The following is a 26,775-nucleotide window of genomic DNA, read 5'->3' as shown; positions in this document are numbered from 1 at the left end:
GGAACGCGGCCGCGCCGGCCCCACCCCTGCCCGCATCACTGTCCGGGTCCCCGCTCCGCCGCGCGGGCGGCGGGAGCCCGGGCGCTGTCACTCCTTCTCGGGGGCGATCTGCTCGAGGCCGCCGATATGCTTCTGCGCGTAGAGCGGCAGGCCGATCTGCTTGATCAGCTCGAGCTGGGTCTCGAGGAAGTCGATGTGACCCTCCTCGTCCTCGGCCAGATCCTCGAAGAGGCGCTTGGACACGCGGTCGTTGATCGAATCGCAGTACTTCGCGGCCTCGAGGTAGAGGCTGCGGGCCTCGTTCTCGGCGGCGAGATCGGATTCCAGGATCTCCTGAACGTTCTGGCCGATCCGCAGCGGGTCGAGCTCCTGCAGATTCGGGAACCCGTCGAGGAACAGGATCCGGTCGATGAACCGGTCGGCGTGGTTCATCTCCTCGATCGATTCCTTGCGCCAGAACTTCGCCAGCTCGACGTAGCCCCAGTCATTGAGCATGCGGAAATGCAGCCAGTACTGGCTGACGGCCGTCAGCTCGCTGCGCAGGCCGCGATTCAGATACTCGATGACCTTGGTGTCGCCCTTCATGCCCCCGTACTCCTTACCGTGCTCTCAGGCGGGGGGTAGAAGCATCAGGCCGCGACTCCCTCATCCGCAGTTTGGAATTTCACCAAACTACAGGCGCTCGCGCAAGCCGTCGTGCAAGCATGGCTGCTCTCCGCCGCCGCGGCCTCGCCCAGCGCGGTCTGCATGATCTCGCGGATCGTGCGGGCGCAGCGCCCGCATTTCGGGCTGCAGCCGAGGCAGGCGTAGACCTGCGCGGGCGTGCGCGGGCAGCCGGGTCCGGGGGCGAGGCAGCCGCGCACGGCGCCGTCCGATAAGACGTTACAAGAACAGACGATCATGCGCGCCGCAAATCCCGTCATCCCCGTGCCCGCCGCGGTCGTCGACGACCGTCCGGGGCACCCGCGCCAGTTTAGAAGAATTGAAAAGTAGCTTGCTTTTCAATACCTTATTGGCGCGGGTCGACATGGCACCGCCGCCCGCGCGGGTCAAGGGCGTGCGATCTAAGTGCGCCCCAACTGTCAGGTCGGGCCGTCAGCGGGCGAGTTCGCGCAGGCCGAGCCGGATGAGCACCTTGGCCTCGGCGCCCTCCCCCGCACCCTTGAGCGCGGCCGCGATGGCGGCGGCGGCCTGGACCTGCGGGTAGCCGAGATTGACCAGTGCCGAGACGGCGTCCGCCACCGGCTGCGGGGCGGCGCCCTCCTCGACGGCGCCCGCAAGGGCGACCAGCGCGGGATCGACGGGCGCGAAGGCCGGGGCCTTGTCCTTGAGCTCGGCGGCGAGCCTGGCGGCGAGGCGCGGCCCGACGCCCGGGGCCCGGCTGATCGAGCCCTTGTCGCCGGTGGCGATGGCGCTCGCCAGCGCCTCGGGCTCCAGCACCGACAGAACGCCGAGCGCCACCCGCGCGCCGACGCCCTGGACGGTCTGGAGCAGGCGGAACCACTCGCGCTCGGCGTCCGAGCGGAAGCCGTAGAGGCGGATCATGTCCTCGCGGACGTGGGTCTCGATCGACAGCGCCGCGGGCTCGCCGACCTTGGGCATGCGCTGCAGGGTCCGCGCCGAGCAGTGAACGATGTAGCCGACCCCCGACACGTCGAGGATCACGAAATCCTCGCCGAACGAGTCCACGACGCCCTTGAGCTTGCCGATCATGCCACGCCTGCCGCTACCTCGGCTTGCCTACAGAACCGCGGCGGCCTTCGCCAGACGTGCTTGAGCGCGCAGGGAGATCATGAAATCACGGGCCCGCGCCGGCCGAGCTTGGCCGGTCACGGGGGGATGACATGCGCGCGCCACTTCTTGTCCTGATCGGCCTGCTCTGCGCCGGCCCGGCCCGGGCGGCGGACAACCCGGCAGCCCCGCCCGCACCGGTCGCGCCGAGCGCGGATCCGACGCAGGTCCGGCCCGGCAGCTACGTCCTCGATCCGGATCACGGCAAGGTCACGTGGTCGGTCTCGCATCTCGGCTACTCGACCTATTACGGCCAGTTCACCGGCCTGAGCGGCACGCTCCAGCTCGACCCGAAGGCGCCCGAGAAGAGCCGCCTCGAGGTGACTGTGCCGCTCGGCGGCGTCATCACCGGCAGCACCCGGCTGAACGAGCACTTCGCGGCCCCGGATTTCTTCGACACGGCCAAGTTCCCGAGCGCCACCTTCACCGCCACCAAGGTCGAGCCCACCAGCCCGACCACCGCGCGGATCACCGGCGACCTCAACCTGCGTGGGACGGTCCGGCCGTTCGCGATCGACGCCACCTTCAACCAGGCCGGCATCCACCCTGTGGACCAGCGCTACACCGTGGGCTTCGACGGGCGCGCGGTCGTCAAGCGCTCGGATTTCGGCATCAACGCCTACCTGCCGCAGCTCGGCGACGAGGTGAGCCTGCGCATCGAGGGCGAGTTCAAGGCCGCGCCCTGACGGCCGGTCTGTCTGCCGACCGCGGGCCGACGCGGCGGGTGACGCCCCGTCGCCGGACGTGTAGTCAGCCGCCGTCGCGGCGCCGCGGCGAGGGGCGCGCCCAAGGGAACGCGCGTCTCCCGGTCGGCGCCCGGCATCGTCGCGAAGGTGCGGGTGCGCCACCGCGCCGATCGATGCTTACCCTGGAGGTCTCAGCCGTGCGGCGTGTCGGTGTCCCCACCCTTGCCCTGACGCTAGCCCTGACGCTGAATCTCGCGGGGACGGCCGCCGCGCAGGCGCCCGCCGCGCCGGCCAATCCGGCCGCGCCGGCCTCGGCCCTCGACAATTACGCCTCGGCGGCGGCCACGACCATCATCGCCGAGCAGGCCTGCCCGGGCGTGCAGGTCCGGGCCGGCCAGCTGACGACGCTCCGCCTCGCGGCACGCGTCAATGCCGGGCAGGAGGCGATCCTGGAGGAGAAGCTGCGCACCCGCGCCACGCAGGTGCGCCAGCAGCTCGCCGCCGACGGCCGGGAGACGTGGTGCGCGCAGGCCCTCGCCGCCTTCGGCCCGGCGGGCAGCGTCGCGAAGGGCATCCTGGCGACCGGCGCGCCGATCCGGTGACACCGCCCGGCAGGCCGCCGCGGATTGACACGGCGCCGCCGCGCCCGTACTGACCCCGCATGGCGCGCGGCCTCAGCTGGGGTCCGCGCGTTTCGCGTTGTCCGGGCCGAACGCCCGTTCAATGACTTCAAACAAGAAGCCGGTCCAGGGGCAGCCGCCCCGGAGGCCGTTCGAGAACACGAGAGAACGATGTTCGCAGTCATCAAGACGGGCGGTAAGCAGTACCGCGTCGCCGCCAACGACACCATCACCATCGCCTCCCTGGCGGGCGAGGCCGGCGAGGCCGTGACCTTCGGCGAGGTCCTCCTGTTCGCCGACGGCGCGGGCGCGACCCAGGTCGGCGCCCCGACCCTGTCGGGCATCAGCGTCACGGGCGAGATCGTGCGCCACGGCCGCGACAAGAAGGTCATCGCCTTCAAGAAGCGCCGCCGGCAGAACTCCCGCCGCAAGCGCGGCCATCGCCAGGACCACACGGTCGTGCGCATCACCGGCATTTCGGCCTGACGCACGCCAGACGCTGGGCGCGTACGGTCCTGAGGGACCGATCCGCGACCGCATCCACGCCACTCAGAATTCGGAGCTCATCCCATGGCACACAAGAAGGCTGGCGGCTCGTCCCGCAACGGTCGCGATTCGGAAGGCCGGCGCCTCGGCGTCAAGAAGTTCGGCTCGGAGGCCGTCATTCCGGGCAACATCATCGTGCGTCAGCGCGGCACCAAATGGCATCCCGGCGCCAATGTCGGCATGGGTAAGGACCACACGATCTTCGCGCTGGTACCGGGCCATGTCCGCTTCGAGACGCGCCGCGGGCGCGCCTTCGTAGGTGTTACCCCGCTGGCCGAGGCCGCGGAATAAGAGGCGGGCGCCCTGAGTGGCGAAGCTGGCGTCCCGCCCGGTGTCCCACACCGGACCGGAGACGTCGTTGCCGAGCCCCTGACGGGCCAGGTCGGACGGAACACCGGGGAGGATGGGACGCCATCCTCCCCTTCGTCGTCTTGAGGCGGTGCCCCGGAGCCGGGAGCGCCGCCCTGCGAGGGCACGATGTTCCCCGATCTGACCCGTGATGACGTTTTCCGGATCGAGACGCGGCGGCTGTGGCTGCGCTGGCCGACCGCCAAGGACAGGGACGCGATCCTGAAGCTGGCCGGCGACCCGTCGGTCGCCGCGATGCTGGCGCGGGTGCCGCACCCGCTCCCGGCCCCGGAGGTGGACGCGTTCCTGCTGCAGGCGCGCTCGCGGAACGCCGCCGGTTCGGCGCTCACGCTCGCCCTCGCGCCGCGGGCGGCGCCGGGCAGCCTCATCGGCGTCGTCAGCATCGAGGGGCGGAGCGACGGACCGCCGGAACTCGGCTACTGGCTCGGGCAGCCCTACTGGGGCAGCGGCCTGATGGCCGAGGCCGTGACGGCCCTGTGCCACGCGTTCTTCGCCTATACGGGCGGGACGGAACTCGCCGCCTCGGCCCGCACGGTCAACCCGGCGTCCCGGCGCGTGCTGGAGACCTGCGGCTTCGCGCAGGCCGGCAGCGCGATCCGGCCCTTTCCGGCGCGCGGCGCGGACCTTCCGGTCGATCTCTTCAGCCTCGACCGGCAGCGCTGGCAGACTCCGCCGTCCGAGCCGGCGATGACGCGGGCCGCCTGAGGCGGCCCCGCGGCGCCGGACTGGCCGGCGGCCGCCGACAGGGTGATGGTGCGGGTCGCGAATCCGCGCCCGACAAAGGATTCAGGTCGTGAAGTTCCTCGACGAAGCCAAGGTCTATGTCCGCTCCGGTGATGGCGGTCCCGGCTGCGTCTCGTTCCGGCGCGAGAAGTTCATCGAGTTCGGTGGACCGAACGGCGGTGACGGCGGCCGCGGCGGCGATGTCTGGGTGGAGTGCGTCGAGGGTCTCAACACCCTGATCGACTACCGCTACCAGCAGCACTTCAAGGCCAAGAAGGGCGAGCACGGCATGGGCTCGAACTGCCACGGCGCCAACGGCGCCGACACGGTTCTGAAGGTCCCGGCCGGCACGCAGATCTTCTCCGAGGACGGCGAGACGCTGCTCGCTGACCTGACCGAGGTCGGCCAGAAGATCCGCCTCGCCAAGGGCGGCAACGGCGGCTTCGGCAACGCCTACTTCACGACCTCCACGAACCGGGCCCCGAAACACGCTAATCCCGGCCTGGAAGGCCAGGAGATGTGGATCTGGCTGCGGCTCAAGCTGATCGCCGATGCCGGACTCGTCGGGCTCCCGAATGCCGGCAAGTCGACCTTCCTGGCGAGCGTCACCGCGGCGAAGCCGAAGATCGCCGACTACCCGTTCACGACACTGCATCCCGGCCTCGGCGTGGTTCGCTCGGACGGGCGCGAGTTCGTGCTCGCCGACATCCCGGGCCTGATCGAGGGCGCCCACGAGGGCGTCGGCCTCGGCGACAGGTTCCTCGCCCATGTCGAGCGCTGCCGGGTGCTGCTGCACCTCGTGGACGGCACGAGCGAGCATGCGGGCAAGACCTACAAGCTGGTTCGCGGCGAGATCGAGGCCTACGGCAACGGCCTCGCGGAGAAGCCCGAAGTCGTGGCGCTCTCGAAGACCGACGCGCTCGACGCCGACACGCTCAAGAGCCAGGTGGCCAAGCTGAAGCGCGCCGCCGGCCGCGCGCCGCTGGTCCTGTCCTCGGCGAGTCGGAAGGGCGTTCCCGAGGCGCTACGCGCGCTTCAGGCCGAGATCGATGCCAGCGCCGAAGCCGAGCGGAAGCCGGCGGCCGCCTGGCAGCCGTAGCCCTCGACCGACTGTTCAAAGGGCGGGTCTTGGTTCACACCCGCCCCGAACGCGCCGTCCCGCAAGAATCATGATCCCTGCCCTCGAAGAATTCCGCCGCGTGGTCATCAAGGTCGGCTCGGCCCTGCTGGTCGACCGCAATGCCGGCCGCCTCCGCCACGCCTGGCTCGCCGCGCTGGCCGAGGACATCGCGGAGCTGCACGGGCGCGGCGTCGACGTCCTGGTCGTGTCCTCGGGCAGCATCGCCCTCGGCCGGACGGTGCTGGGCCTGCCGCCCGGCGTCCTGCGCCTGGAGGAGAGCCAGGGCGCGGCCTCGGTCGGACAGATCACCCTCGCGCGCCACTGGGCCGAGGCGCTGGGCCATCACGGCATCGTCGCCGGCCAGATCCTCGTGACGCCGCAGGACACCGAGGAGCGCCGCCGCTACCTCAACGCCCGTGCCACCGTGCTGAAACTCCTGGAGATGCGCGCGGTGCCGGTCGTGAACGAGAACGACACGGTGGCGACCTCGGAGATCCGCTACGGCGACAACGACCGGCTCGCCGCCCGGGTCGCCACCATGATCGACGCCGACGTGCTGGTGCTGTTCTCGGACATCGACGGCCTCTACACGGCGCCGCCCCAGAGCGATCCTGAGGCGCGCCACCTCGCCGTGGTCGATCGGATCACTCCCGAGATCGAGGCGATGGCCGGCGGCCCGGCCTCCGAGCTGTCGCGGGGCGGCATGCGCACCAAGGTCGAGGCCGCCAAGATCGCGGCCTCGGGCGGCACGCACCTGGTCATCGCGGACGGGCGCGGGAAGAACCCGCTGAAGGCCGTGCGGGACGGGGCGCGCTGCACGTGGTTCCTCTCGGGGTCCACGCCCACGGCCGCCCGGAAGACCTGGATCGCCGGCTCGCTGGAGCCGCGCGGCACCCTGACGATCGACGCGGGCGCCGAGCAGGCGCTCCGGAGCGGGGCCAGCCTGCTTCCCGTGGGCGTGCGCGCGATCGAGGGCAGCTTCTCCCGCGGCGATGCCGTGATGATCCGCGATCCGGAGGGCCGGATCCTCGGCCGCGGTCTCGTGGCCTATGACAGCGCCGAGGCCGCGCTGATCATCGGTCATCCGAGCGCGCGCATTCCGGAACTGCTCAATTATCCCGGTCGCGCCTGGATGGTGCACCGCGATGACTTGGCACTATTCTAGAAATCGTCGACACAAGCTAATCTATTTACAATTTTTGTCTCGATGATCGCCACCGTTCCCGGCCCGGCACTCTTGTCGAGACGGCGTTCGATGTGCAAATACGGCGCTCTCCCCCGTCCGGGCCGCGCGCGCGGCCGTCGACAACCGAGGACGCCAGCGTGCCCGTCCTGAACCTGAGATCGGACTTCGCCGAGGCCGACGCCCTTCCGGAGCAGATGGCGGCGATCGGCCGCCGCGCGCGGGCGGCGGCGCGGCGCATGGCGCTGGCCTCGGCGCGGACGAAGGACGTCGCGCTCAAGCTGATCGCCGAGCGGATCCGCGCGAGCCGCGACGAGATCCTGGGCGAGAACGCCCGGGACGTGGCCGCCGCCCGGAGCGCTGGCCAGACCGCCGCGCTGATCGACCGTCTCACGCTCGACCCCGGGCGCCTCGCGGCCATCGCGGACGCGGTCGAGAAGGTCGGGTCGCTCGCCGACCCGGTCGGGCGCCAGCTCGCCGCGATCGAGCGGCCGAACGGCCTCCTGATCGAGCGCATCGCGGTGCCGCTCGGCGTCGTCGGCGTCATCTTCGAGGCGCGCCCCAACGTGACGGCGGATGCCGGCGCGCTCTGCCTCAAGGCCGGCAACGCCGCGATCCTCCGGGCCGGCTCGGACAGCCATCGCAGTGCGATGGCGATCGCGAAGGCCATGAGCCGCGGGCTCGCCGATGCGGGCCTGCCGGAGGACGCGATCCAGCTCGTGCCGACCCGCGACCGCGCCGCGGTCGGGCTGATGCTCGCGGGCCTCGACGGCTGCGTCGACGTGATCGTCCCGCGCGGCGGCCGCGGCCTCGTGGAGCGCGTCCAGGCCGAGGCGCGCGTGCCGGTCTTCGCCCATCTCGACGGTATCAACCACGTCTACGTCGCCGCGGCGGCGGACCTCGACATGGCCCGCAGCGTGCTGCTCAACAGCAAGATGCGTCGCACCAGCGTCTGCGGCGCAGCCGAGACCCTGCTGGTCGACCGCGCCTGCGCGGCGACGCATCTCGCGCCGCTGGTCCAGGCCCTGCTCGACGCCGGCTGCGCCGTCCGGGGCGATGCCGCGACGCGCGCGGTCGATCCCCGTGTGACGGACGCTTCCGAGCAGGACTGGCACACCGAGTACCTCGACGCGATCATCGCGGTGCGGGTGGTGGACGGGATCGAGGCCGCCATCGAGCACATCGAGACCTACGGCTCGCATCACACCGACGCGATCATCACCGAGAACGACGCCGAGGCGACCCGTTTCCTGGCCGAGGTCGACTCGGCGATCGTCACCCACAACGCCTCCACGCAGTTCGCCGACGGCGGCGAGTTCGGCTTCGGGGCCGAGATCGGCATCGCCACGGGGCGGATGCACGCGCGCGGGCCGGTGGGCGTCGAGCAGCTGACCACGTTCAAGTACCGGGTCCACGGCAGCGGCCAGATCCGCCCGTGACGCGCACTGACGGTTCGGCGTGCGGCTGACCCTGCCGCCGAGCGCTCCCGGCATGCGGATCGGCCTCTACGGCGGATCCTTCAATCCCGCCCATCTGGGCCACCGGCACGTGACGCTCGCGGCCCTGCGTCGGCTCGGGCTCGACCGGGTCTGGTGGCTGGTGAGCCCGGGGAACCCGCTCAAGAGCCGGAGTGCTCTCCCCTCCGTCGCGGCGCGGTGCGATCAGGCGCGCCAGATCGCCCGGCACCCGCGGATCGCCGTGACCGGGATCGAGGCTGCGCTCGGCGTCCGCTTCACGGTGCAGACGCTGCGCTTCCTCACGCGCCGGTGCCCGGGCGTTCACTTCGTCTGGGTCATGGGAGCCGATTCCCTCGGGACCTTCCATCGCTGGAAGGGCTTCGCCGAGATCGCCCGCCTCGTGCCGATCGCCGTCATCGACCGGCCCGGCTTCACCATGACGCCGCTGAGTGCCCGCGCGGCCCGACGCCTGGCCGGTGCCCGGGTCCCCGAGGCGGCGGCGTCGACGCTCGCGCTGCGGTCGCCGCCGGCCTGGATGTTCCTGCACGGGCCGCGCTCGACCCTGTCGTCCACGCAGATCCGCGCGCGCACGGGTCGGGGGACGGCGCCGCCGAAGCCTGCGCGGTTGCAATCGCGGCCCGATACCGCCAATTTCACCTGATCCCGCAAGGCCCGACGTCGCCGTGCGGCAGAACGAGGAACCAGGACTCTGCCCGAAACCAGTCACACGGAGACGATCCGCACCCCCGTCCAAGCCCCGGTCGAAGCCGGTCAGGCGCGCTCGGACGACCTGAAGGCGCTCGCCCTCGAATGCCTCGACGACATGAAGGCCGAGGAGACGATCGCGATCGATCTGGCCGGCAAGACCTCGCTCGCCGACACGATGATCATCACGTCGGGTCGCTCGCAGCGTCACGTCGGCTCGATCGCCGACAAGATCATCCAGGAAATGAAGAATCGTGGCTACGGGAACGCCCGGGTCGAGGGCATGCCGGCCTGCGACTGGGTGCTGATCGACGCCGGCGACGTGCTGGTGCACATCTTCCGCCCCGAGGTCCGCGGCTTCTACAATCTCGAGAAGATGTGGGGCGCCGACCGCCCCGTCGGGATCGCGGCCGGCTAGGCCGGATCCGAATCCGTGCGCCTGGTCCTGGCCGCGGTCGGACGGCTGAAGGCCGGGCCGGAGCGCGAACTCGCGTCACGATATCGCGACCGCGCCGCGCAACTCGGACGCGGCCTCGGCTTCCCGTCCTGCGACAGCGTCGAGATCCCGGAATCCCGCGCCCGCCGCGCCCCGGACCGGTGCGTCGAGGAGGCGGCGGCGCTCGCGACCCATCTGCCCGCGGGCGGTGTCCTCGTCGCCTACGACGAGCGCGGTCGGGCCGATCTCGCCAGCGAGGCCATGGCCGAGCGCGTCGCCGCTTGGCGCGACGCGGCCCGGCCGGCCCTGGTCGTGGTGATCGGCGGCCCGGACGGGCTGGACGCCTCAATTCGGACGCGCGCGGAGCTGATCCTGTCGTTCGGGGCCGCCACCCTGCCCCACGGACTCGTTCGCGTGCTCGCCCTCGAACAACTCTATCGCAGCCTCACCATCCTGGCCGGTCACCCGTACCATCGCGGTGAGGCGGGCTGAGCGGCCGTGAGGATGTCCGAGCCCGAGTCGAAGCCTGGGTCGCGGCGCGCGCGCGCGGCACTCGCCCTGCTGGCCGCGCTGTCGATCACTGTCGCCGCGCGCGCCGAGACCCCGAAGCCCACGGATCCCGAGGCGATCCAGCGGGCCAACGAGGAGCGGGAGCGCCGGGCCGAGAACCTGAAGCGCGTGCAGGACGCCCTCGCCGCCAGCGCCGGACAGCGCGCGCAGTTCGAATCCGAGATTGCGGCGATCGGGTCCGACCGCGCGAAGCTCGACACCGCCCTCCTCGACGCGAATCGACAGGCGCAGGCGACGGAAGACCGCCTCAGCCGCCTGGAGGAGCGCCTGAAGGCGATGAGCGAGAGCGAGGCCGCGATCCGGCACTCGCTGCAGGGTCGGCGCGGCATCGTCGCCGAGATCCTGGCGGCGCTCCAGCGGATGGGCCGCCGCCCGCCGCCGGCGGTGCTGGTGAGCCCCGAGGACGTGCTGGCCGCGATCCGGACCTCGATGCTGCTCGGTGCCGTGGTGCCGGAACTGCGCGGCGAGGTGGACACGCTCGCGGCCGATCTCGCGGAAATGATCAGGCTGCGCGGTTTGATCGCGCAGGACAAGGAAGGCCTCTCGAACGACCTCGCCGGCTGGGCGCGCGAGCAGCAGCGCCTGCAGGCCCTGGTCGCCGCCCGGCGCGCGCGGCAGGCGGAGGTGGAGAGCGGCCTCACGGCCGAGCGGCGCCGCGCCACCGAGCTCGGCGCGCAGGCCAAGAACCTGAAGGACCTGCTCGACCGCACAGAGGCGGAGGTCGCCGCGGCGAAGCGCTCCGCCGAGGAGGCCAAGGCTGCCGCGGAGCGCGAGGTGCGCATCACGCAGGAGCGGTTCGCCGCGGCCGGCTTCCGCGATCCGGCGCGGCTCGCGCCCAAAGTGCATTTCGCCGAGGCGCGGGGCGAAGTGCCGCGGCCGGTGAGCGGACGCGTCGCACGCGGCTTCAATCAGCCCGACGGCAACGGCGGGACGACCCGCGGCGTGTCGTTCACGACCCGCCCGAAGGCGTCGGTCTCGTCCCCGGCCGACGGGTGGGTGCAGTTCGCCGGGCCGTTTCGGTCCTATGGCCAACTCTTGATCATCAACGCGGGCGACGGCTACTATCTTCTGCTCGCGGGAATGGACCAGATCAGCGTCGAGGTCGGTCAGTTCGTGCTCGCGGGCGAACCGGTCGGCAGCATGGGCGACAGGGGTGGGGGTCCCGGCGGGTCCGAGGGTGATCCCACGCTCTACGTCGAGTTCAAGAAGGACGGCGGCTCCATCGATCCGGAGCCGTGGTGGGCGAAGAGCCCGAATAATACGGTACTTGGCGAGAAGGTTCGCGGCTGATGCGCAAGACTTCCCTGATCATGCTCGGCGCCTTCCTCGGTGCCGGAACGTCCATGGTGGCGACCCAGACCGACTTCTTGTCGGGTCCGCGGGCCGTGGCCGCCTCGGCCGAGACCTACCGCCAGCTCAGCCTGTTCGGCGACGTCTTCGAGAAGGTCCGCACCGACTACGTCGAGAAGCCGGACGAGTCGAAGATGATCGAGGCGGCCGTCAACGGCATGCTGACGTCGCTCGACCCGCACTCGAGCTACATGGACGCCAAGGCGTTCCGCGACATGCAGACCACCACCCGCGGCGAGTTCGGCGGCCTCGGCATCGAGGTCACGATGGAGGACGGCTTGATCAAGGTCGTCACGCCGATCGACGACACCCCGGCGGCGAAGGCGGGCCTGCTCGCGAACGACATCATCACGCAGATCGATGACGACCAGGTCCAGGGCCTCACCCTGAACCAGGCGGTCGACAAGATGCGCGGCCCGGTCAACTCGAGCGTCAAGCTCAAGATCAGCCGCAAGGAGTCGAAGGACCCGATCGACGTCACGCTCACCCGCGACGTGATCAAGATCAAGCCGGTGCGCTCGAAGATCGAGGGTGGCGACGTCGCCTACATCCGCCTGACCCAGTTCAACGAGCAGACCTTCGACGGGATGCGGGCCGCCATCGACAAGCTCACGGGCGAGATCGGTGCCGACAAGATCAAGGGCTACATCGTCGACCTGCGCAACAACCCGGGCGGGCTGCTCGATCAGGCCGTGATGGTCTCCGACGCCTTCCTCGATCGCGGCGAGATCGTCTCCACCCGCGGCCGCAACCCGGACGAGACGCAGCGGTTCTCGGCCAAGGCCGGCGATCTGACCAAGGGCAAGCCCATCGTGGTGCTGGTCAACGGCGGTTCCGCCTCGGCCTCCGAGATCGTGGCCGGCGCCCTTCAGGATCACAAGCGCGCGACCATCATGGGCACGCGCTCCTTCGGCAAGGGCTCGGTCCAGTCGATCATCCCCCTCGGCGGCTCGGGCGCCCTCCGGCTCACCACGGCGCGCTACTACACGCCGTCGGGCCGCTCGATCCAGGCCAAGGGCATCGAGCCGGACGTCGAGGTCACGCAGGACGTGCCGGACGAGCTCAAGGGCAAGGACGAGACCAAGGGTGAGGCCGGGCTGAAGGGCCACCTGAAGCAGAAGGACACCGACGAGCGCGGCGGATCCTCCGCCTACGTCCCGCCGGATCCGGCCAAGGACAAGCAGCTGATCTCGGCCGTCGACTTCCTCCACGGCATCCAGAAGGGCGCCGCCAACGGCACGCCCGCGCAGCAGCAGAAGCCGAGCCTGCCGAACTGATCGCGCGGTAACCCCGCGCCGCTCTGACCCGATCCCGTCCGGCCTCCCGCCGGGCGGGATTTCCCGTTCTGGGACCGGGCGTTAGCGGAACGTTAACCATACCCGGCCGCAATGGATGCGAGGGTTGGGACCGCGCCGACCGGCGCAAGAACCGCGATCCCGTATCGAGAGCCGCTTGACCGAGTCCACCGACGATATCCTCACGCGCCCCCTCGGGGTGCCGGAGGCGGCGCCGGAGCAGCCCGCAGGCCGGATCGGACGGCTGATCGCGGCTGCCCGCAGGCCCCAGGTCGCGGCCGCGGCGCTCGCGGCCGGCTTCGCGGTGGCGGCCGGTCTGGTGCTCGCGCTGGGCGACCCCCAGGGCGGTGAACCCCGGGTCCAGGTGGCGATCGCGACGCGCGAACCCGCGCCCCATCCGGCCGCACAGGCCCCCGTCGCCCAGCAGCCCCAGGTCATCACGACGGCGCCGGGAACGGCGCCCCTCCAGCGCAGCGCCGAGGAGGTCGAGACCGCGTCCGGCGTGACGGTCGTGCGCCCGGCCGGCAGCGGGCCGAGCGAGGCGGTGGTGATCCGCGTGCCGCCGCCGAGCGCCCCCCGTCTCGCCCAGGCCCCCGACCCGCGGATCAGCGAGGCGGGCCGCCACGGTCTCATGCCGAAGCTCGGCGAGGGCCGCATCCGCGCCCTCGACGTCTACGCCCGGACCGAGGAGGCCGGCAGCGGGCCGCGCATCGCGATCGTGGTGACCGGTCTCGGCGTCGGTCAGGCCGCGACCGCGGGCGCCACCGCGCGCCTGCCCGCCGCCGTGAGCCTCGCCTTCCTGCCCTACGGGGGCGAGGCCGAGCGCGCCGCGGCGCGCGCGCGGGACGCCGGCCACGAGATCTTCCTGCAACTCCCGATGGAACCCTTCGACTATCCCGACAGCGATCCGGGTCCGCAGACGCTGCTGTCCGCGCTGCGGGGACCGGAGAACGCGGACCGCCTCGCCTGGGCGATGAGCCGCTTCCCGGGCTACGTCGGCGCGGTGAACTTCATGGGCTCCAAGCTGATGGCCGACGCGGCTTTCGAGCCGGTCCTGCGCGAAATCGGTGCCCGCGGTCTCGGGTTCCTCGATGACGGCACGGCTCCGAAACCCGCGGCGGCGCCCGCCAACAAGGGCAAGACGCCGGTGGCCCGTGCCGAGATCGTCCTCGACGCCACGCCGCGCGCCGACGCGATCGACGCCGCGCTCGCCCAGGCCGAAGCCCGGGCCCGCGCCAACGGCTTCGCCCTGGTCTCGGCGACCGGGACGCCGCTGAGCATCGATCGGATCGCCCGCTGGGCGAAGGAGATCGACTCGCGCGGGCTGCGCCTCGTGCCGGCGAGCGTGGCGCTGCGGGGCGCCCGCGACAAGCGGGTCTCGACTGCCGATTGAGCGTGTCCGTGTCCAAAGTCAGCGCAAGTAGATCCGGCGCCTTCCGGGCCGGTGAAGACTTGGTCGACGTTGCCGCCTCGCCTCCCCCTGACCTATGGTCGCCGCGATGGTAACGGATTCCGACCCGGGCATCGCCCTGCCCTACCGCCCCTGCGTGGGCATCGCCCTGATCGCGCCGTCCGGCGGCGTCTTCGTCGGGCGCCGCAGAAAGGATGCCGGTCCCGAGCACGTCGACGGTCCGCACATGTGGCAGATGCCGCAGGGCGGCATCGATCCCGGCGAGGACGCGGAGGCCGCCGCCCGCCGCGAGCTCTACGAGGAAACCAACGTTCCGCCTGAGGCCGTGAAGCTCCTGGCCGAGATTCCGGACTGGCTCCCCTACGATCTGCCGCCGGCGGTGATGAAGCAGGCTTGGAAGGGCCGCTACCGCGGACAGACGCAGAAATGGTTCGCCTACGGCTTCGTCGGCAGCGAGGATCTGATCGACGTGCTCCGGCCCGGCGGCGGCGCCCACAAGGCGGAGTTCGACGCCTGGCGGTGGGCGCGATTTTCCGAGCTTCCGGACCTGATCGTTCCCTTCAAGCGGCCGGTCTACGAGCGCGTCGTCGCCGCCTTCGCCGGCCTCGATCGATGGGCGGCGCGGTCATGACCGCGCGGACGGGGCGCTGAGGCCGTGCGCTGGCTCGCGGTCCCGGTCGCCCTCGCCCTGGCGTGGCTCGCCTTCACGATGAGCCCGCTCTGGTCGCTCTACGACCTGGCGCAGGCGGTGCGCCGGCACGATGCCGCCTATGTCGAGAGCCACGTGAACTTCCGGACGCTGCGCCTGTCGCTCGTCCGGCAGATAACCGCCGCGATGCGCGCGGCGTCCGAGACCGATCCCGACCTCGAGCCCCGCGACCGCCAGCGTCTCAACGACGCCGCCTACGGCCTCGCCCTGGCGCTCGCCGAGACGATGGTGACGCCGGAGACGGTGATGGACCTGCTGGCCAATGGCTGGCCCGACAAGCTCGACCTCGAGCGCCCGGCCGGCACACGGCCGGAGGGCCTGGTCATCCGCGGCCTCGGGCGGCTAATGCCGTACTACGCGGCCCTGGAGATGCGCGGCTTCCGCGCGGTCGTGATCCCGATCCCGCCGGAAGGGTCGCGCGCCGAGCGCACGCGGATCCGGCTGCGGCTGCGCGGCCTGAGCTGGCGCCTGGTGGATATCGAGATGGCGGAGATGCTGCGCGCGCAGATCGCCGCCAAGCTCAGCCGCGCCCTGGCACGCGCCAAGATCGGGGCCAGTGCCGGCGAGGAGCGCTGAGAGGGCGCGGCAGCCTGGACGGCGAGGCGCTATTTCGCCTTCGGCTCGCCCGGCGCGTTCTTGGGCTCGCGCGCCGCGGCCTTGGGCTCGCGCGCCTCGATCAGGTCCTCGGCCTTCTCCTCGTCGGTGTCGCCGCTCTGCTCGATAGTCTTGCCCGGATTAGCGAGCAGGGAGCGCACGATCCCCAGCAGAACCTCGCACTCGCCGGGGAACTTGTAGCTCTCGAGGACGATCGCGGCGTCGCGCAGAGTCCGCAGATCGCGCACCAGCTGGGCGTTGGCGTCCTCGCGCAGCTCGCTTTTCTTGGCGATAGCCTCCTCGATCTGCGCGCCCTTCACGTCGCAGGCGGCCCGGGCCGGCGATGCGACGACCGCGGCGGCGAGTGCGAGACCGAGTGCGGGAAGAGAGCGCCACATGGCGGGTATCCTCGAAGATCCAGTTCAGAGGGTGTGCAGGGGCGCGGCGCGCAGGACATCCTGCGTCAGCGCCACGAGTTGGCTCGGACGGTAGGGCTTCGGCACGAAGACCGAGCCCGGAACGGCCTCGCAGCCCGCCAGGGAAGCCCGGCCCCCGGAGGTGTAGACGACCGGGAGGTCGGGCGAGAGCCGGCGGGCGCACCGGGCGAGCGACAGGCCGTCCGTGTTGCGGGCCAGATCGATATCGGTGAAGAGCAGGTCGACGCTCTCCCGGGCCAGGATCGCCTCGGCTTCCCAGGCATCCGCGGCGGTGAGCACCCGGTACCCCTCTTCGAGGAGCGCCTCGGCGGCCAGCTCGCACACGGTCGGCTCATCCTCGACGACCAGGATCGTGGCGGCGCCCCGGTCCGGGACGGGTAGGGTCGGGCAGACGAACGCGGCGGCGAACGGAACCATGACGCAACTCCCACTCACCCGGCGGGGGCACGGTGTTCCCGAGCCGGATCGCTGGGGCAACGACCCCTTCCGACGCGGCGTTCACCGTGTTTGCATCGAATTGCTCGGGTTTGGTGAGCGGCGCGTTAACCGCGGCCCGTCACCCCTGAACGAAGGCATCCGAATGGTTAACAGAGCGTTACCGATCTGCGACCGCGGGGCCGAACCGTGAACCGCCCGGCTCAGTTGGGCGTCGGCCTGCTCCTCACCGGTATGGCCGGCTACGTCGACGCCCTCGGCTTCGTACGGCTCGGCGGCCTCTACACATCCTTCATGAGCGGCAACACCACGCAGCTCGCCGTTCTCGGCGCCCAGGTCGAGCTGCACCACATGATCCTCCCGGCGATCCTGATCCTGGCGTTCCTGACGGGATCGGTCCTCGGGAGCGGGCTGGCGATCCTGGTGCCGCCGCGCTGGGCGACGCCGGCGGTCCTCGCCTACGAGTCGCTCCTGATCCTCGCCGGTCTGGGGCTCGGACTCCAGTCGCCCGAGCTCGGCGTCGCGGCCTTCTTCGTCGCCTTGGCGATGGGATCCCAGAACGCGGTCCTGGCGCAGGTGAAAGGCTTCCGGGCCGGCACCACCTTCGTCACCGGCGCGCTGTTCAGCCTCGGCCAGAAGATCGCGCAGGCCCTGACCCGCACCGGAGATCCGCTAGGCTGGCTCGGCGACGCCTCCGTCTGGATCTCGCTACTGTTCGGCGCCTACCTGGGCGCGCGGGCCTATCAGCAATTCGGTCTCTACGCGCTGATCGCCCCGGCGGCGATCTCGGGTGGCCTGGCGTTGATTACCGCCTTCCTGGTCTTGCGCACCGCGCCGCCGGCCGCAAATGTCCCCCCGACATGAGCAGCCCCGTCAGCAACCCGTCCCTCACCAGTCACGTCGCCACGCTGGAGCCCGGCGAGCACGTGCTCGCCGCGCATTTCCTGAAGGACGTGCCGGCCCTGGCGCTCAGCGACGGCACGGTCGCGCTGGTGCGGGAGGACGGGATCGCCCGCGTCGCCGCCCATCCCGACAGCGGGATCCTCGTCGCGGCCGGCGGAGTCGACCGGCTGCTCACCGGGGGCGACGACGGCCGCGTGGTGGCGATTCGCGCCGACGGCGCGACGGAGCAGCTCGGCCTCGCCAAGGGCGGCGCCTGGATCGACGCGCTCGCCGCCCATCCCGACGGTGCGGTGGCGTGGTCGGCCGGCCGGACCGTCGTGGCCCGCGACGCGAAGGGCCGCGAGAAGACCTTCGAGGCGCCGTCCTCCGCCCGCGGCCTCGTCTTCGCGCCCAAGGGCTACCGGCTCGGCGTCGCCCACTACAACGGCGTGAGCCTCTGGTACCCCAATCTGGAGACGCCCGCAGAGGTCATCACCTGGAAGGGCTCGCATATCGACGTCACGTGGTCGCCGGACGGGCGCTTCGTAGTGTCGACCATGCAGGAGAACAGCCTGCACGGCTGGCGCCTCCAGCCGGACCGCGGGCACATGCGGATGTCGGGCTATCCCGGCAAGGTCCGCTCGATGTCGTGGTCGTTCGACGGGAACTGGCTCGCCACCAGCGGGGCCGAGGCGGCGATCGTGTGGCCCTTCGACTCCAAGGAAGGTCCGACCGGCAAGGCCCCGCGGGAATGCGGCGTCCGCCCGGCCCGTGTCTCCCGCGTGGCGTTCCACCCGAAGGCGCCGGTCCTGGCCATGGGCTACGAGGACGGCTGCATCCTGCTCGTCCGCTTCACCGACGCGGCCGAGTTGCTGGTGCGACCGGCCGTCCAGGGGAGCGGCGTCACGGCGCTCGGCTGGGACGCGCGCGGCGGCCGCCTGCTGTTCGGCTGCGCCGACGGCAAGGCCGGCCTCCTCACGCTGCCGGGCTGAGACGCCGGGTCAGGGGTCGTCGCACCCGCGGCTGGAACCACCGCCCCGCGCATGCTCTTTGTCGGGGGTCGATTCCCCGCCGGAGGCCAGGCATGTTTCGCGTGTTCCGCACCTTCGGCCTCGCCCTCGGCCTGCTCGGAGGCTTGGTCGCCGCGCAGGCCCCAGAATTCGCGCAGCAATACGCGCAGCGCCTCGGGGGCGCCGCGGACGAGCTCCGTCGGCAGGTGGCGGTCCTCGAATCCGACGCGCAGGCGTCCGGGACGACGCGCGAGGGCGCCGTCGACCGGCTGCGCGCCAACCCGGACCAGCTCGTCGCCCGCCGCGGCGAGGCCGCGCGGGCCGACATCGCCCGTCTCGCCCGCCTGAGCGCCCAGCAGCAGGCCCTGAGTGCGGCGACGAGCCCACTCGGACGTGTGGTGGCGATGCTCCGCGACCCTGACGTGCCGGTGGCCGAGGCCGCCTATCACGACTTCAGCCCGGCCGTGCCCACGAACGCCGACGGCTTGGCCGCGGGTCTGATCGGGTTCTTCGTCGCGTGGGGCGGCTGGCGCGTCGCCTCGGATGTCGGCCGGCGGGCCGCACGCCGGCGCCCGCGGGAGACCGCGACCGTCGCCTGAGCGCCGTTCGCGCGGGCCAGACTGTGGCGCAACGTCTACAGCAGCTTGCGCGAGCCTTGCGTATCGAGCAGGGATCCGGCCGTCCCGGTCCGGGAGAAGGCGCAAGATGCCGCGCGCGTCGAACTCCACCACCATCGATCCGGCGCTCGACGCCGCCGCGCTGCTGCGGCGTATCGGCTTCTTCGGCCTCTTCGTGGTTCTCCCCGTCCTCGCACAGGTCGCCCGCCGCGCCTCGGTGATCCTCGCGCCGATCGCCGTGATCCTCCTGATCATCGCCAGCGTCATCGACCGGCGCCAGCGTCCGGTCCGACCGGCGACCTATCGCCTCCTGACGGCTCCGGCCTTCCTGGCGGGCATGCTGGTCGTGCTGTGGTCGGCGCTCTCGCTGACCTGGACGCCCTTCCTCGGGCCGGCGCTAGAGCGGCTGGCCAATCTCGGCGCAACCATCGGCCTCGCCCTCCTGGGCTACCTCGCCCTCCCCGACAGGATGCGCTCGGCCAACCTCTACCTCCTGCCGCTCGGTGTCGTGGCAGGCGCGATCGTGGCGATCATGCTCGGGCTGTTCGGCGCCCACATCGCGCCGCCCGGCGTCGAGGATGACGGGGCCCTCGATCGCGGCCTCGTCCTGCTCATCCTGCTGCTCTGGCCGGCCCTCGCGTGGCTGCGGTCCCGCCGCCGCGACCGGGAGGCGCTGGGCCTCGCGCTGCTCGTCGCCCTGGCGCTCACGGTCCAGCCAGACGGGACGCAGATCGCCGCCCTGTCGGTCGGTGCCGTCGCCTTCGCGGTGACGAGCTACCGGCCGAGGCTCGGGGTGACGCTCACCGCTCTCCTCTTGGCCGCCCTGCTGGCGGCGGCGCCGTTGCTCCCCTTCCTGGCGCGGCCGGTTGGCGCCGCTCTCTTCGGGCCGGTCGCACCCGCGGTGCTGTCGCTGAAGAGCTGGCAGAAGGTCGTCACCTCCGATCCGGTGCGGCTGATCACCGGGCACGGCTTCGAGACGGCCCTGCGCGGACGCCTGGTCGGCCTCCTGCCGGCCAACGCACCGACCACGGCGCTCTTCGAGTTCTGGTACGAGCTCGGCATCGTCGGCGCCCTCGCCGCCGCCTTCGCCCTCTACGCCTCGATCCGGCGGGCCGGCCGGGACGGCCCGGCCCTCGTTCCCGGCGCGATGGGCTGCTTCGCCGCCGCCTTCACGGTGGCCTGCCTGAGCGTCGGGCTGACTGCCGTCTGGTGGCTCACGACGATCGCCATCGCGATCGTGGTCTTCGTCGCGGTGGAGCGCGGCCAGTTCCGGACCAGCCGGCCGAAGGTCGCCAAGCTGCATCGCATGCAGACGCGGGGGGAGTGAGCGGTCAGGCGCGCAGGAAACCGTGCAGGCGGATCCAGGCCAGGAAAAGGCCCGGCCAGGCCGCCACGGGTGTCCCGGGCGCGCCGAGCCCGAAGCCGTGGCCGCCGCGCTCGAACAGGTGCAGCTCGGCCGGCACCCGCGCCTTGCGCAGCGCCGAGAACATCAGCAGCGGGTGGTCGGCCACGGCGACGGGGTCGTCGATCGCCTGGACCAAAAAGGTCGGCGGCGTCTCCGGCCCGACCTGCAGATCCACCGAGTAGGTCTTCATCTCGTCGGGGGTGACCTCGTCGCCGACCAGGATGCGGCGGGTCGCGGTCCGGTCGAACGGCTTGCGCATGGTGATGACGGGGTAGATCAGACCGGCCAGCACCGGCCGGGTCGGCTGGGCGTCGGCGGTGTCGACGCCCGCGTACAGGTCCCGGGCGCTCCCGACGGCGGTCTCGCCCATCAGGTGGCCGCCCGCCGAGAAGCCGAGGACGCCGACCCGCGCGGGATCGATGCCGAACTCAGCGCCGCGCGCCCGGACCAGCCGGAGGGCGCGCTGCGCGTCCTGCCGCGGCGCGTCCGGCCCCGAGCCCCAGCCCTCCGCGGGCAGGCGGTAGACGAGGAGGAAGACCGTGATGCCGGCGGCGTTCAGGACGCGGCCGACCGGGACGCCCTCGTTACCGAGGGCGATGAACTCGTAGCCGCCGCCCGCCGCAACGATCATCGCGGCGCCGTTCGGGTTGGCCGGACGCATGACCAGCAGACAGGGCCGCGCGACCCGGGTGACGTCGCCGAAGGTCCCCTCGACGTAGCGGTAGCCGTCCGGGTTCGGCCCGTCACCGCCGCCCGGCGGCGCGCCGGGCCACAGCTCGATCACCTGCAGATCCGCGCCGGGCAGCGAGCGCGGCAGAGCCCGGATCGACTCGTGCGGCGCGGGCTGCGGTGCCGTCTCCGCCGGCCCTTCCGCCCGGGCGTTGCGCAGCCCGAGGACGCTTCCGAGACCGGCGAGCAGGAGACGGCGGTCGAGGCGCAAAGGCATCTCCCGGGTGAGGCCGCGCGCGGGACCGCCCCCCGGCGAGCCCGGCTCCCGCGGGAGCGCGGGGGCAACGCCCAAGGACGCGAGGCGGGTTCCGTCGCGGCGGCGCGCCTCAGCTCTTTCGCGCGATGACGGCGACGTAGAAGCCGTCGGTCCCAGTCCGCAGCGGGCTCATCTGGATCCCGTGGGCCGTCTTCCGCACGGCTGACCGGAGCGAATCCGGCCCTGTTGCCAGCACCTCGTCCGCGGGGACGACGTCGAAGCGGCCGCGCCAGCCCGACAGGAGGCCGGAGACGGCGGCGTCGTTCTCCGCCGAGAGCAGCGAGCAGGTGATGTAGACGATCCGGCCGCCGGGCCTGACGAGCCGCGCCGCCCGATCGAGCACCTGGGCCTGTTCGGCGGTCCGCAGCGCGAGACTTCCGGGCCGCAGCCGCCATTTGGCATCCGGATTCCGGCGCCACGTGCCGGACCCGGTGCAGGGCGCGTCGACCACCACCCGGTCGACCTTGCCGTCGAGATCCTCCAAGACGTCGGCGCGCGCCTTGCCGCTGCGCGGGGTTCGCACCTCGGCCAGCGCACCGGACCGGCGCAGGCGCTCGTGGATCGGCGCGAGCCGGCGCGGATCGCCGTCGGTGGCGATCAGGCGGGCGCCGTTGCCCGTCTCCGCCGCGAGGGTCAGGGTCTTGCCGCCGCCGCCCGCACAGAGGTCGACGATGGTCTCGCCGGCGCGCGGCGCGGCGAGGAGCGCGGCGAGCTGCGAGCCCTCATCCTGGATCTCGTACCAGCCCTCCAGGAACTCGGCCTCGACGTGGAGCGCCGGACCGCGCCCGTCGGCGCCGATCGGGACGCGCAGGCCCGCCGGCGCGTGCGGTGTCGGCGCGGCGTCGTAGGCCGCGAGCGCCGGCAGGATCGCGTCGCGGTCGCCGCGCAGGGCGTTCACGCGGATATCGAGGGGCGCGCGCCGCGCCAGCGCCTTCAGCTCCGGAACGAGGTCGTCGCCGAGCGTGGCCGCGAGGTCCGGGAGCACGAAGGCCGGCGCGTCGCCCGCCACCTCCGGCGGCGCATCCTGCAGCGTCCCGCCGTCGAGGCGCGCGCGCTCGTCGTCGCTGAGCGGGGCCGGCGCGAAGCGCTCGCCGGTGAACAGGGCCGCGACCGAAGCCGCCGCGAGCCCCTGCTGCAGGCGCAGTGTGCCGATGAGGACGGCGCGCGGCGTGTCCGCGCCCATGATCCAGGCCGCCGACGCCCGCCGCCGCAGGGCGTCGTAGACGAGGCTGGCGATGCCCGCGCGGTCGCCCGAGCCGGCGAAGCGGTGGGCGAGACCCCAGTCCTTGAGGGCGTCGGCGGCCGGCCGACGCCGCTCGGCGATATCGGTGAGGACTTCGATGGCGGCGGAGCAGCGAGCGGCGGGGGTCAGAGTTCGGATCCTTCGGAATGCCTCAGCGACGCTATGAACGACGCCGTGAACGATGACGCGAAACGGCCACGCTTGGCCCACGATGCCGCCACGTTACGGCCGAGCTTCCTGCACCTTCGCGGCGCAGACCGTGCTGCGGTCGGTCCGCCGTGCGGGCCGCCGCGTGTCGTATGGCATCCGCCCGCCCCGGACCAGACCGGTCCGTCGCCGGGCGCATCCCGGGAGTACCTCAGCCCATGACGTCCACCGTTCGCGTCACCCTCGCGGCCCTGGTCACCGCCTCGCTCGCCGCCTGCGCGAGCGCGCCCGCCGCCCAGCCGGAGCTGACGCCGGTGCCGCGTCCGCGGGTCGATGCCAAGACGCAGCTCGAATACGGCAACCCGCCCCCGCCGCCGCCCGGCCGCTACTGAAGCGTCCGCGCGGGGGGCGGCTCAGGCCGCCTCCCGCGCCCGGCGGGCCTCGTAGGCCTTGAGGCCGGTATAGACCGCGGCCAGGAGCGGGAACGGCACCTCCGGCGCCAGCCGCTGGCCGCGGGCGATCAGGTCGCCGATCACGTGGTCCGCCTCGATCCGCCCCTTGTTCTCGATGTCGCGCAGCATCGAGGCCGTGAAGGTGGACCCGGCCGCCGTCAGCTGCGCCCGCGCCCGCTCGGCCACGACGGCGCGCGGCTCGTAGCCGCTGGCCGCGGCGACGCTCGTGCATTCGGCGTGCAGCGCAGAGATCAGCGCGGTGCCCTCGGGCGCCGCCACGATGTCGCCGACCGCGGCGCGCATCAGCGTGGTCGCCCCGGCGAGCGTCGCCAGGAACACCCACTTCTCCCACATCTCCTGCAGGATCACGTCGCTCAGGCGCGGCTGAAACTTGAGGCCGCGCATCAGGGCGTCGACCGCCTCGATCCGCGCCGAGCGCGACCCGTCGCGCTCGCCGTAGGTGATGCTGCACAGCTCGCTCATGTGGCGGATCGCGCCGTCCGGCGCGAGCGTCGCGGCGATCGCGCAGGAGCCGCCGAGCACGCGCCCGGCGCCGAACCGGGCGTCGAGCACGTCGAGATGCGACATGCCGTTGAGCACGGGCAGGATCGCGGTGTCAGGGCCCACGGCCGGCGCGAGGTCCGCGACGGCGCTGTCGAGGTCGTAGGCCTTGCACGACAGCAGGATCAGGTCGAACTGCCCGGCCCCGGCCAGCTTATCGGCCGTGACGGTGGGCGGAGCGGGCAGGTGCAGGTCGCCGAGCGGCGAGCGGACGTTCAGGCCGTCCGCCGCCAGCTTCGCCGCCCGCGCCGGCCGAACCAGGAAGGTCACGTCGGCGCCCGCCTCGGCGAGGCGCGCCCCGAAATAGCCGCCGGTCGCGCCGGCCCCGACGATCAGCGTGCGCATCGATGCCTCAGGTCCGCGACGGGTAGTTCGGGCTCTCGCGGGTGATCGTCACGTCGTGGACGTGGCTCTCGCGCAGGCCGGCATTGGTGATGCGGATGAACTGCGCCCGCTCCTGGAACTCGGGGATCGTGGCGCCGCCGACGTAGCCCATGGCGGCGCGCAGGCCGCCGGCGAGCTGGTGCAGGACGTTGCCGACTGGGCCCTTGTAGGGGACCTGCCCCTCGATGCCCTCCGGCACGAGCTTGTGCGTGTCGTTCACCTCGGCCTGGAAGTAGCGGTCGGCCGAGCCGCGGGCCATGGCGCCCACCGAGCCCATGCCGCGGTACGACTTGTAGGAGCGGCCCTGGTAGAGGAACACCTCGCCGGGCGCCTCGTCGGTGCCGGCGAGCAGCGAGCCGAGCATCGCCACGGAGGCGCCGGCCGCGATCGCCTTGGCGAGGTCGCCCGAATACTTGATGCCGCCGTCGGCGATGACCGGGACGTCGGCCTCGCCGGCCGCCTCGACCGCCTCCATCAGCGCGGTGAGCTGCGGCACGCCCACGCCCGCCACGATGCGGGTCGTGCAGATCGAGCCCGGGCCGATGCCGACCTTGATGGCGTCGGCGCCGGCATCGATCAGCGCCTTGGCGCCGTCCCGCGTCGCGACGTTACCGGCGATGACCTGAACGGCGTTCGAGAGCTGCTTCACCCGGGCGACGGCATCGAGCACCTTGATCGAGTGGCCGTGGGCGGTGTCGACCACGATCACGTCGCAGCCGGCGTCGATCAGGCGCTCGGCCCGCTCGAAGCCGCTGTCGCCCGTCGTCGTGGCGGCGGCGACGCGCAGCCGACCCTGCTCGTCCTTGACGGCGTTCGGATAGGCGACGCGCTTCTCGATATCTTTGACGGTGATCAGGCCGATGCAGCGGTAATGGTCGTCGACGACCAGCAGCTTCTCGATCCGGAACTGGTGGAGCAGCCGCTTGGCCTCGTCCTGGGTCACGCCCTCGCGGACCGTGATCAGGCGGTCGCGGGTCATCAGCTCGGCGACCGGCTGGTTGGAGTTCGTCGCGAAGCGGACGTCGCGGTTGGTCAGGATGCCGACGAGCTTGCCCCGCGAGCCGTTGGGGCCGCGCTCGACCACCGGGATGCCGGAGATCCGGTTGAGCTTCATCACCTCGAAGGCGTCGGCGAGCGTCTCGTCGGGGTGGATGGTGATGGGGTTCATAACCATGCCGGACTCGTACTTCTTGACGAGGCGGACCTGCTCGGCCTGCTCCGGCGGCTCGAGGTTGCGGTGGATGACGCCCATGCCGCCGTTGGCCGCCATGGCGATCGCCATCGGCGCCTCGGTGACCGTGTCCATCGCCGAGGCGAGGATCGGCAGGTTCAGCGGAATCGTGCGGGTCAGCCGCGAGGCGACGCTGACTTCGGTCGGCATCACCGAGGAGGCGGCGGGCCGCAGGAGCACGTCGTCGAAGGTCAGCCCCTCGATGATCGATGCGGTTTCTACTCGGGCCATGTGCCAACTTTCCTCGGACGGCAGCGCGCGTGGAGGCCGCGCTGCGGGATCGGGTTGGCAAGTGCCAGTATCACGGGCTCCGCGAAGGCGCCAATGCGCGGTTGATGCGTCGCAGCGCGAAAACGCGCATGGCTCGAGGCTTATCCACGCCCGCTCGACGGGCGCGTCAGTGCCATGAACGGACGTCTGCGGTCAGACGCGGAGTTGGCGCGGGCGCTTCAGCGCATCGCCGGCGTGGCCGGGCCCTTGTCGGTGTATTCGGGCGGCAGGCCGATATAGTCGCCGAGCATGCCGTCGATGCCCGGCGCGCGGCCGAAGGCCTCGCAGTCCGGGTCGAGGGGCGCCTCGCCCAGGGTGGTGATGCGGATCCGGTCCCAGGTCGGGATCGTGTTGGGGGCGGTGAACGGGTCATCGCCGGTCGCCAGCATGTAGCCGAAATCCTGGCCGAACTCGCCTGCGAGGTCGTAGGCGTCGCTGGCGCGGGAGAAGCGCGGCTGGCTGGTGAACGAGTTGGCCGCTCCGCCCCAGACCATGGCGGCCCGCTGCTCGCGGCGCCGGTCCAGAGCCTCGGCCTCGACCGTCAGGCTCCCGAGCCCGATCGGCACGCGCGGGATCGGCACGCGCCCGACACCCTCGGCGAAGCTCAGGCCGAGCTGCGAGGCGACCGTCACGCCCGCCGAGCCCGCGATGGTCGCGCCCGCACCGAGAAGGTCCGTCGGATCGACGCGGGTGACCTGCGCCCGCACGGTCAGGTCGGCGTCACGGCTGGTGACGATGTCGTACTTCAGCGACAGGTCGTAGCACAGCGCCCGGTCGGCGGCGTTGGCGATGAGCCGCCGCTCGGCGGCCGTCAGCGGGGCGGCGCCGGACACGTCGGCGTGGAACGCCGTCGGGATGATGCGGACGGTGCGGGCCTTCGCCAGGGCCGGCCGGTCGACGTAGATCCGCGAGGCCGAGGCGACCTGATCGCTGGACTTGAGCCGGTCGTAGCGGGTCAGCGAGCCGCGATCGTTGAGCAGGACAGTGCCGCAGGCGGCGACCATCGAGAGAAGGGCGACGCCGGCGGCGATCCGCGCCACGGAGCGGACCTTGCTGGGGCTGGGCTGCATCGAAATCCTCGCGCGCCGGCCCCGGGCCGGCTGGAGCGGCCTCACGGACGCGTGATGGAAACTTAGCCATTGGCGCACCCG

31 protein-coding genes are annotated in these 26,775 nt (G+C 72.0%); 21 read left to right on the top strand and 10 right to left on the bottom strand.

The features are described 5' to 3' along the window. Nucleotides 1-87: 87 nt before the first annotated feature. From bfr to ruvA, 3 genes are all read right to left on the bottom strand, one after another. Nucleotides 88-585: a bacterioferritin gene (gene bfr / locus H288_RS0104965; protein ID WP_012317139.1), complete on the bottom strand. Its 498-nt coding sequence runs from the start codon at nt 583-585 to the stop codon at nt 88-90. Between the two features lie 44 nt (nt 586-629). Further along, nucleotides 630-902, bottom strand: a complete 273-nt coding sequence (locus H288_RS35845) for a (2Fe-2S)-binding protein (RefSeq protein ID WP_081636450.1) — start codon at nt 900-902, stop codon at nt 630-632. A 193-nt stretch (nt 903-1,095) separates the two neighbouring features. After that, a complete protein-coding gene (gene ruvA / locus H288_RS0104960; RefSeq protein WP_020091486.1) occupies nt 1,096-1,713 on the bottom strand; it encodes a Holliday junction branch migration protein RuvA in 618 nt (205 codons plus the stop codon). 131 nt (nt 1,714-1,844) lie between these two features. Between ruvA and H288_RS0104955 the strand changes: the two genes are divergently transcribed. From H288_RS0104955 to H288_RS0104880, 16 genes are all read left to right on the top strand, one after another. After that, entirely contained in the window at nt 1,845-2,477 is a 633-nt protein-coding gene (locus tag H288_RS0104955; protein ID WP_020091485.1) for a YceI family protein, read from the top strand. 197 nt (nt 2,478-2,674) lie between these two features. Then, a complete protein-coding gene (locus H288_RS0104950; RefSeq protein ID WP_234081062.1) occupies nt 2,675-3,079 on the top strand; it encodes a hypothetical protein in 405 nt (134 codons plus the stop codon). A 189-nt stretch (nt 3,080-3,268) separates the two neighbouring features. Beyond that, nucleotides 3,269-3,583, top strand: a complete 315-nt coding sequence (gene rplU / locus H288_RS0104945) for a 50S ribosomal protein L21 (protein WP_010683509.1) — start codon at nt 3,269-3,271, stop codon at nt 3,581-3,583. A gap of 84 nt (nt 3,584-3,667) precedes the next feature. After that, the gene (rpmA, locus tag H288_RS0104940; protein WP_012317134.1) at nt 3,668-3,934 is read left to right on the top strand and encodes a 50S ribosomal protein L27; all 267 of its coding nucleotides are present in this window, start codon (nt 3,668-3,670) and stop codon (nt 3,932-3,934) included. A gap of 186 nt (nt 3,935-4,120) precedes the next feature. Next, nucleotides 4,121-4,717, top strand: coding sequence for a GNAT family N-acetyltransferase (locus H288_RS0104935; protein ID WP_020091483.1), 597 nt, complete (start codon nt 4,121-4,123; stop codon nt 4,715-4,717). 88 nt (nt 4,718-4,805) lie between these two features. Further along, nucleotides 4,806-5,834 (top strand): GTPase ObgE, encoded by a 1,029-nt coding sequence (obgE, locus tag H288_RS0104930; protein WP_020091482.1) that lies wholly within the window; start codon nt 4,806-4,808, stop codon nt 5,832-5,834. Between the two features lie 70 nt (nt 5,835-5,904). After that, nucleotides 5,905-7,020, top strand: coding sequence for a glutamate 5-kinase (gene proB / locus H288_RS0104925; protein ID WP_020091481.1), 1,116 nt, complete (start codon nt 5,905-5,907; stop codon nt 7,018-7,020). Between the two features lie 158 nt (nt 7,021-7,178). Next, nucleotides 7,179-8,477, top strand: a complete 1,299-nt coding sequence (locus H288_RS0104920; protein ID WP_020091480.1) for a glutamate-5-semialdehyde dehydrogenase — start codon at nt 7,179-7,181, stop codon at nt 8,475-8,477. 19 nt (nt 8,478-8,496) lie between these two features. Then, a complete protein-coding gene (locus tag H288_RS0104915) occupies nt 8,497-9,156 on the top strand; it encodes a nicotinate-nucleotide adenylyltransferase (protein WP_026604674.1) in 660 nt (219 codons plus the stop codon). A gap of 75 nt (nt 9,157-9,231) precedes the next feature. Then, the gene (rsfS, locus tag H288_RS0104910; protein WP_081636441.1) at nt 9,232-9,618 is read left to right on the top strand and encodes a ribosome silencing factor; all 387 of its coding nucleotides are present in this window, start codon (nt 9,232-9,234) and stop codon (nt 9,616-9,618) included. Between the two features lie 15 nt (nt 9,619-9,633). Then, complete coding sequence (rlmH, locus tag H288_RS0104905) at nt 9,634-10,128, top strand: 23S rRNA (pseudouridine(1915)-N(3))-methyltransferase RlmH (protein ID WP_020091477.1); 495 nt, start codon at nt 9,634-9,636, stop codon at nt 10,126-10,128. Nucleotides 10,129-10,140: 12 nt separating this feature from the next. Next, nucleotides 10,141-11,496: a peptidoglycan DD-metalloendopeptidase family protein gene (locus H288_RS0104900; RefSeq protein WP_020091476.1), complete on the top strand. Its 1,356-nt coding sequence runs from the start codon at nt 10,141-10,143 to the stop codon at nt 11,494-11,496. After that, nucleotides 11,496-12,833, top strand: coding sequence for a S41 family peptidase (locus H288_RS0104895; protein WP_020091475.1), 1,338 nt, complete (start codon nt 11,496-11,498; stop codon nt 12,831-12,833). Before H288_RS0104900 ends, H288_RS0104895 begins: the two co-directional genes overlap by 1 nt. 175 nt (nt 12,834-13,008) lie before the next feature. Next, nucleotides 13,009-14,244: a divergent polysaccharide deacetylase family protein gene (locus tag H288_RS0104890; RefSeq protein WP_020091474.1), complete on the top strand. Its 1,236-nt coding sequence runs from the start codon at nt 13,009-13,011 to the stop codon at nt 14,242-14,244. A 94-nt stretch (nt 14,245-14,338) separates the two neighbouring features. Further along, nucleotides 14,339-14,893, top strand: a complete 555-nt coding sequence (locus H288_RS0104885; protein WP_020091473.1) for an RNA pyrophosphohydrolase — start codon at nt 14,339-14,341, stop codon at nt 14,891-14,893. A 24-nt stretch (nt 14,894-14,917) separates the two neighbouring features. Beyond that, a complete protein-coding gene (locus H288_RS0104880; RefSeq protein ID WP_020091472.1) occupies nt 14,918-15,547 on the top strand; it encodes a DUF2939 domain-containing protein in 630 nt (209 codons plus the stop codon). 29 nt (nt 15,548-15,576) lie between these two features. Here H288_RS0104880 and H288_RS0104875 read toward each other — a convergent pair whose 3' ends face one another. Together H288_RS0104875 and H288_RS0104870 are read right to left on the bottom strand one after the other, a co-directional pair. Beyond that, a complete protein-coding gene (locus H288_RS0104875; protein ID WP_020091471.1) occupies nt 15,577-15,963 on the bottom strand; it encodes a hypothetical protein in 387 nt (128 codons plus the stop codon). A 24-nt stretch (nt 15,964-15,987) separates the two neighbouring features. Continuing rightward, a complete protein-coding gene (locus tag H288_RS0104870) occupies nt 15,988-16,419 on the bottom strand; it encodes a response regulator (RefSeq protein WP_020091470.1) in 432 nt (143 codons plus the stop codon). 207 nt (nt 16,420-16,626) lie between these two features. On the opposite strand from H288_RS0104870, the gene H288_RS0104865 reads away from it, so the two are divergent. From H288_RS0104865 to H288_RS0104850, 4 genes are all read left to right on the top strand, one after another. Then, entirely contained in the window at nt 16,627-17,301 is a 675-nt protein-coding gene (locus H288_RS0104865; protein WP_026604673.1) for a YoaK family protein, read from the top strand. After that, nucleotides 17,298-18,311, top strand: coding sequence for a hypothetical protein (locus H288_RS0104860; RefSeq protein WP_020091468.1), 1,014 nt, complete (start codon nt 17,298-17,300; stop codon nt 18,309-18,311). Before H288_RS0104865 ends, H288_RS0104860 begins: the two co-directional genes overlap by 4 nt. 92 nt (nt 18,312-18,403) lie before the next feature. After that, nucleotides 18,404-18,928, top strand: coding sequence for a DUF2937 family protein (locus H288_RS0104855; protein WP_020091467.1), 525 nt, complete (start codon nt 18,404-18,406; stop codon nt 18,926-18,928). 106 nt (nt 18,929-19,034) lie between these two features. Next, on the top strand, nt 19,035-20,273 hold the full coding sequence (locus H288_RS0104850) for a hypothetical protein (RefSeq protein ID WP_020091466.1): 1,239 nt from the start codon (nt 19,035-19,037) through the stop codon (nt 20,271-20,273). 4 nt (nt 20,274-20,277) lie between these two features. On the opposite strand, the gene H288_RS0104845 is transcribed toward H288_RS0104850, so the two are convergent. Then, nucleotides 20,278-21,291 carry an alpha/beta hydrolase gene (locus tag H288_RS0104845; protein WP_020091465.1) on the bottom strand — a complete coding sequence of 338 codons (1,014 nt, stop codon included), beginning with the start codon at nt 21,289-21,291 and terminating at the stop codon, nt 20,278-20,280. A 115-nt stretch (nt 21,292-21,406) separates the two neighbouring features. Further along, nucleotides 21,407-22,708, bottom strand: coding sequence for an RsmB/NOP family class I SAM-dependent RNA methyltransferase (locus tag H288_RS0104840; RefSeq protein WP_026604672.1), 1,302 nt, complete (start codon nt 22,706-22,708; stop codon nt 21,407-21,409). A 236-nt stretch (nt 22,709-22,944) separates the two neighbouring features. Between H288_RS0104840 and H288_RS35570 the strand changes: the two genes are divergently transcribed. Then, nucleotides 22,945-23,118 (top strand): hypothetical protein, encoded by a 174-nt coding sequence (locus H288_RS35570; RefSeq protein WP_020091463.1) that lies wholly within the window; start codon nt 22,945-22,947, stop codon nt 23,116-23,118. A gap of 21 nt (nt 23,119-23,139) precedes the next feature. On the opposite strand, the gene panE is transcribed toward H288_RS35570, so the two are convergent. The 3 genes from panE to H288_RS0104820 form a co-directional block, all read right to left on the bottom strand. Next, a complete protein-coding gene (panE, locus tag H288_RS0104830; RefSeq protein ID WP_020091462.1) occupies nt 23,140-24,084 on the bottom strand; it encodes a 2-dehydropantoate 2-reductase in 945 nt (314 codons plus the stop codon). 7 nt (nt 24,085-24,091) lie between these two features. Then, nucleotides 24,092-25,585, bottom strand: a complete 1,494-nt coding sequence (gene guaB, locus H288_RS0104825) for an IMP dehydrogenase (protein WP_020091461.1) — start codon at nt 25,583-25,585, stop codon at nt 24,092-24,094. A gap of 218 nt (nt 25,586-25,803) precedes the next feature. Continuing rightward, the gene (locus H288_RS0104820) at nt 25,804-26,694 is read right to left on the bottom strand and encodes a DUF3313 domain-containing protein (RefSeq protein ID WP_020091460.1); all 891 of its coding nucleotides are present in this window, start codon (nt 26,692-26,694) and stop codon (nt 25,804-25,806) included. Between the last annotated feature and the right edge of the window lie 81 nt (nt 26,695-26,775).

Origin of the sequence: Methylobacterium sp. 285MFTsu5.1, assembly GCF_000383455.1 — a bacterium.
Classification (GTDB): domain Bacteria; phylum Pseudomonadota; class Alphaproteobacteria; order Rhizobiales; family Beijerinckiaceae; genus Methylobacterium.
This window is presented reverse-complemented; position numbering and strand designations above follow the sequence as displayed.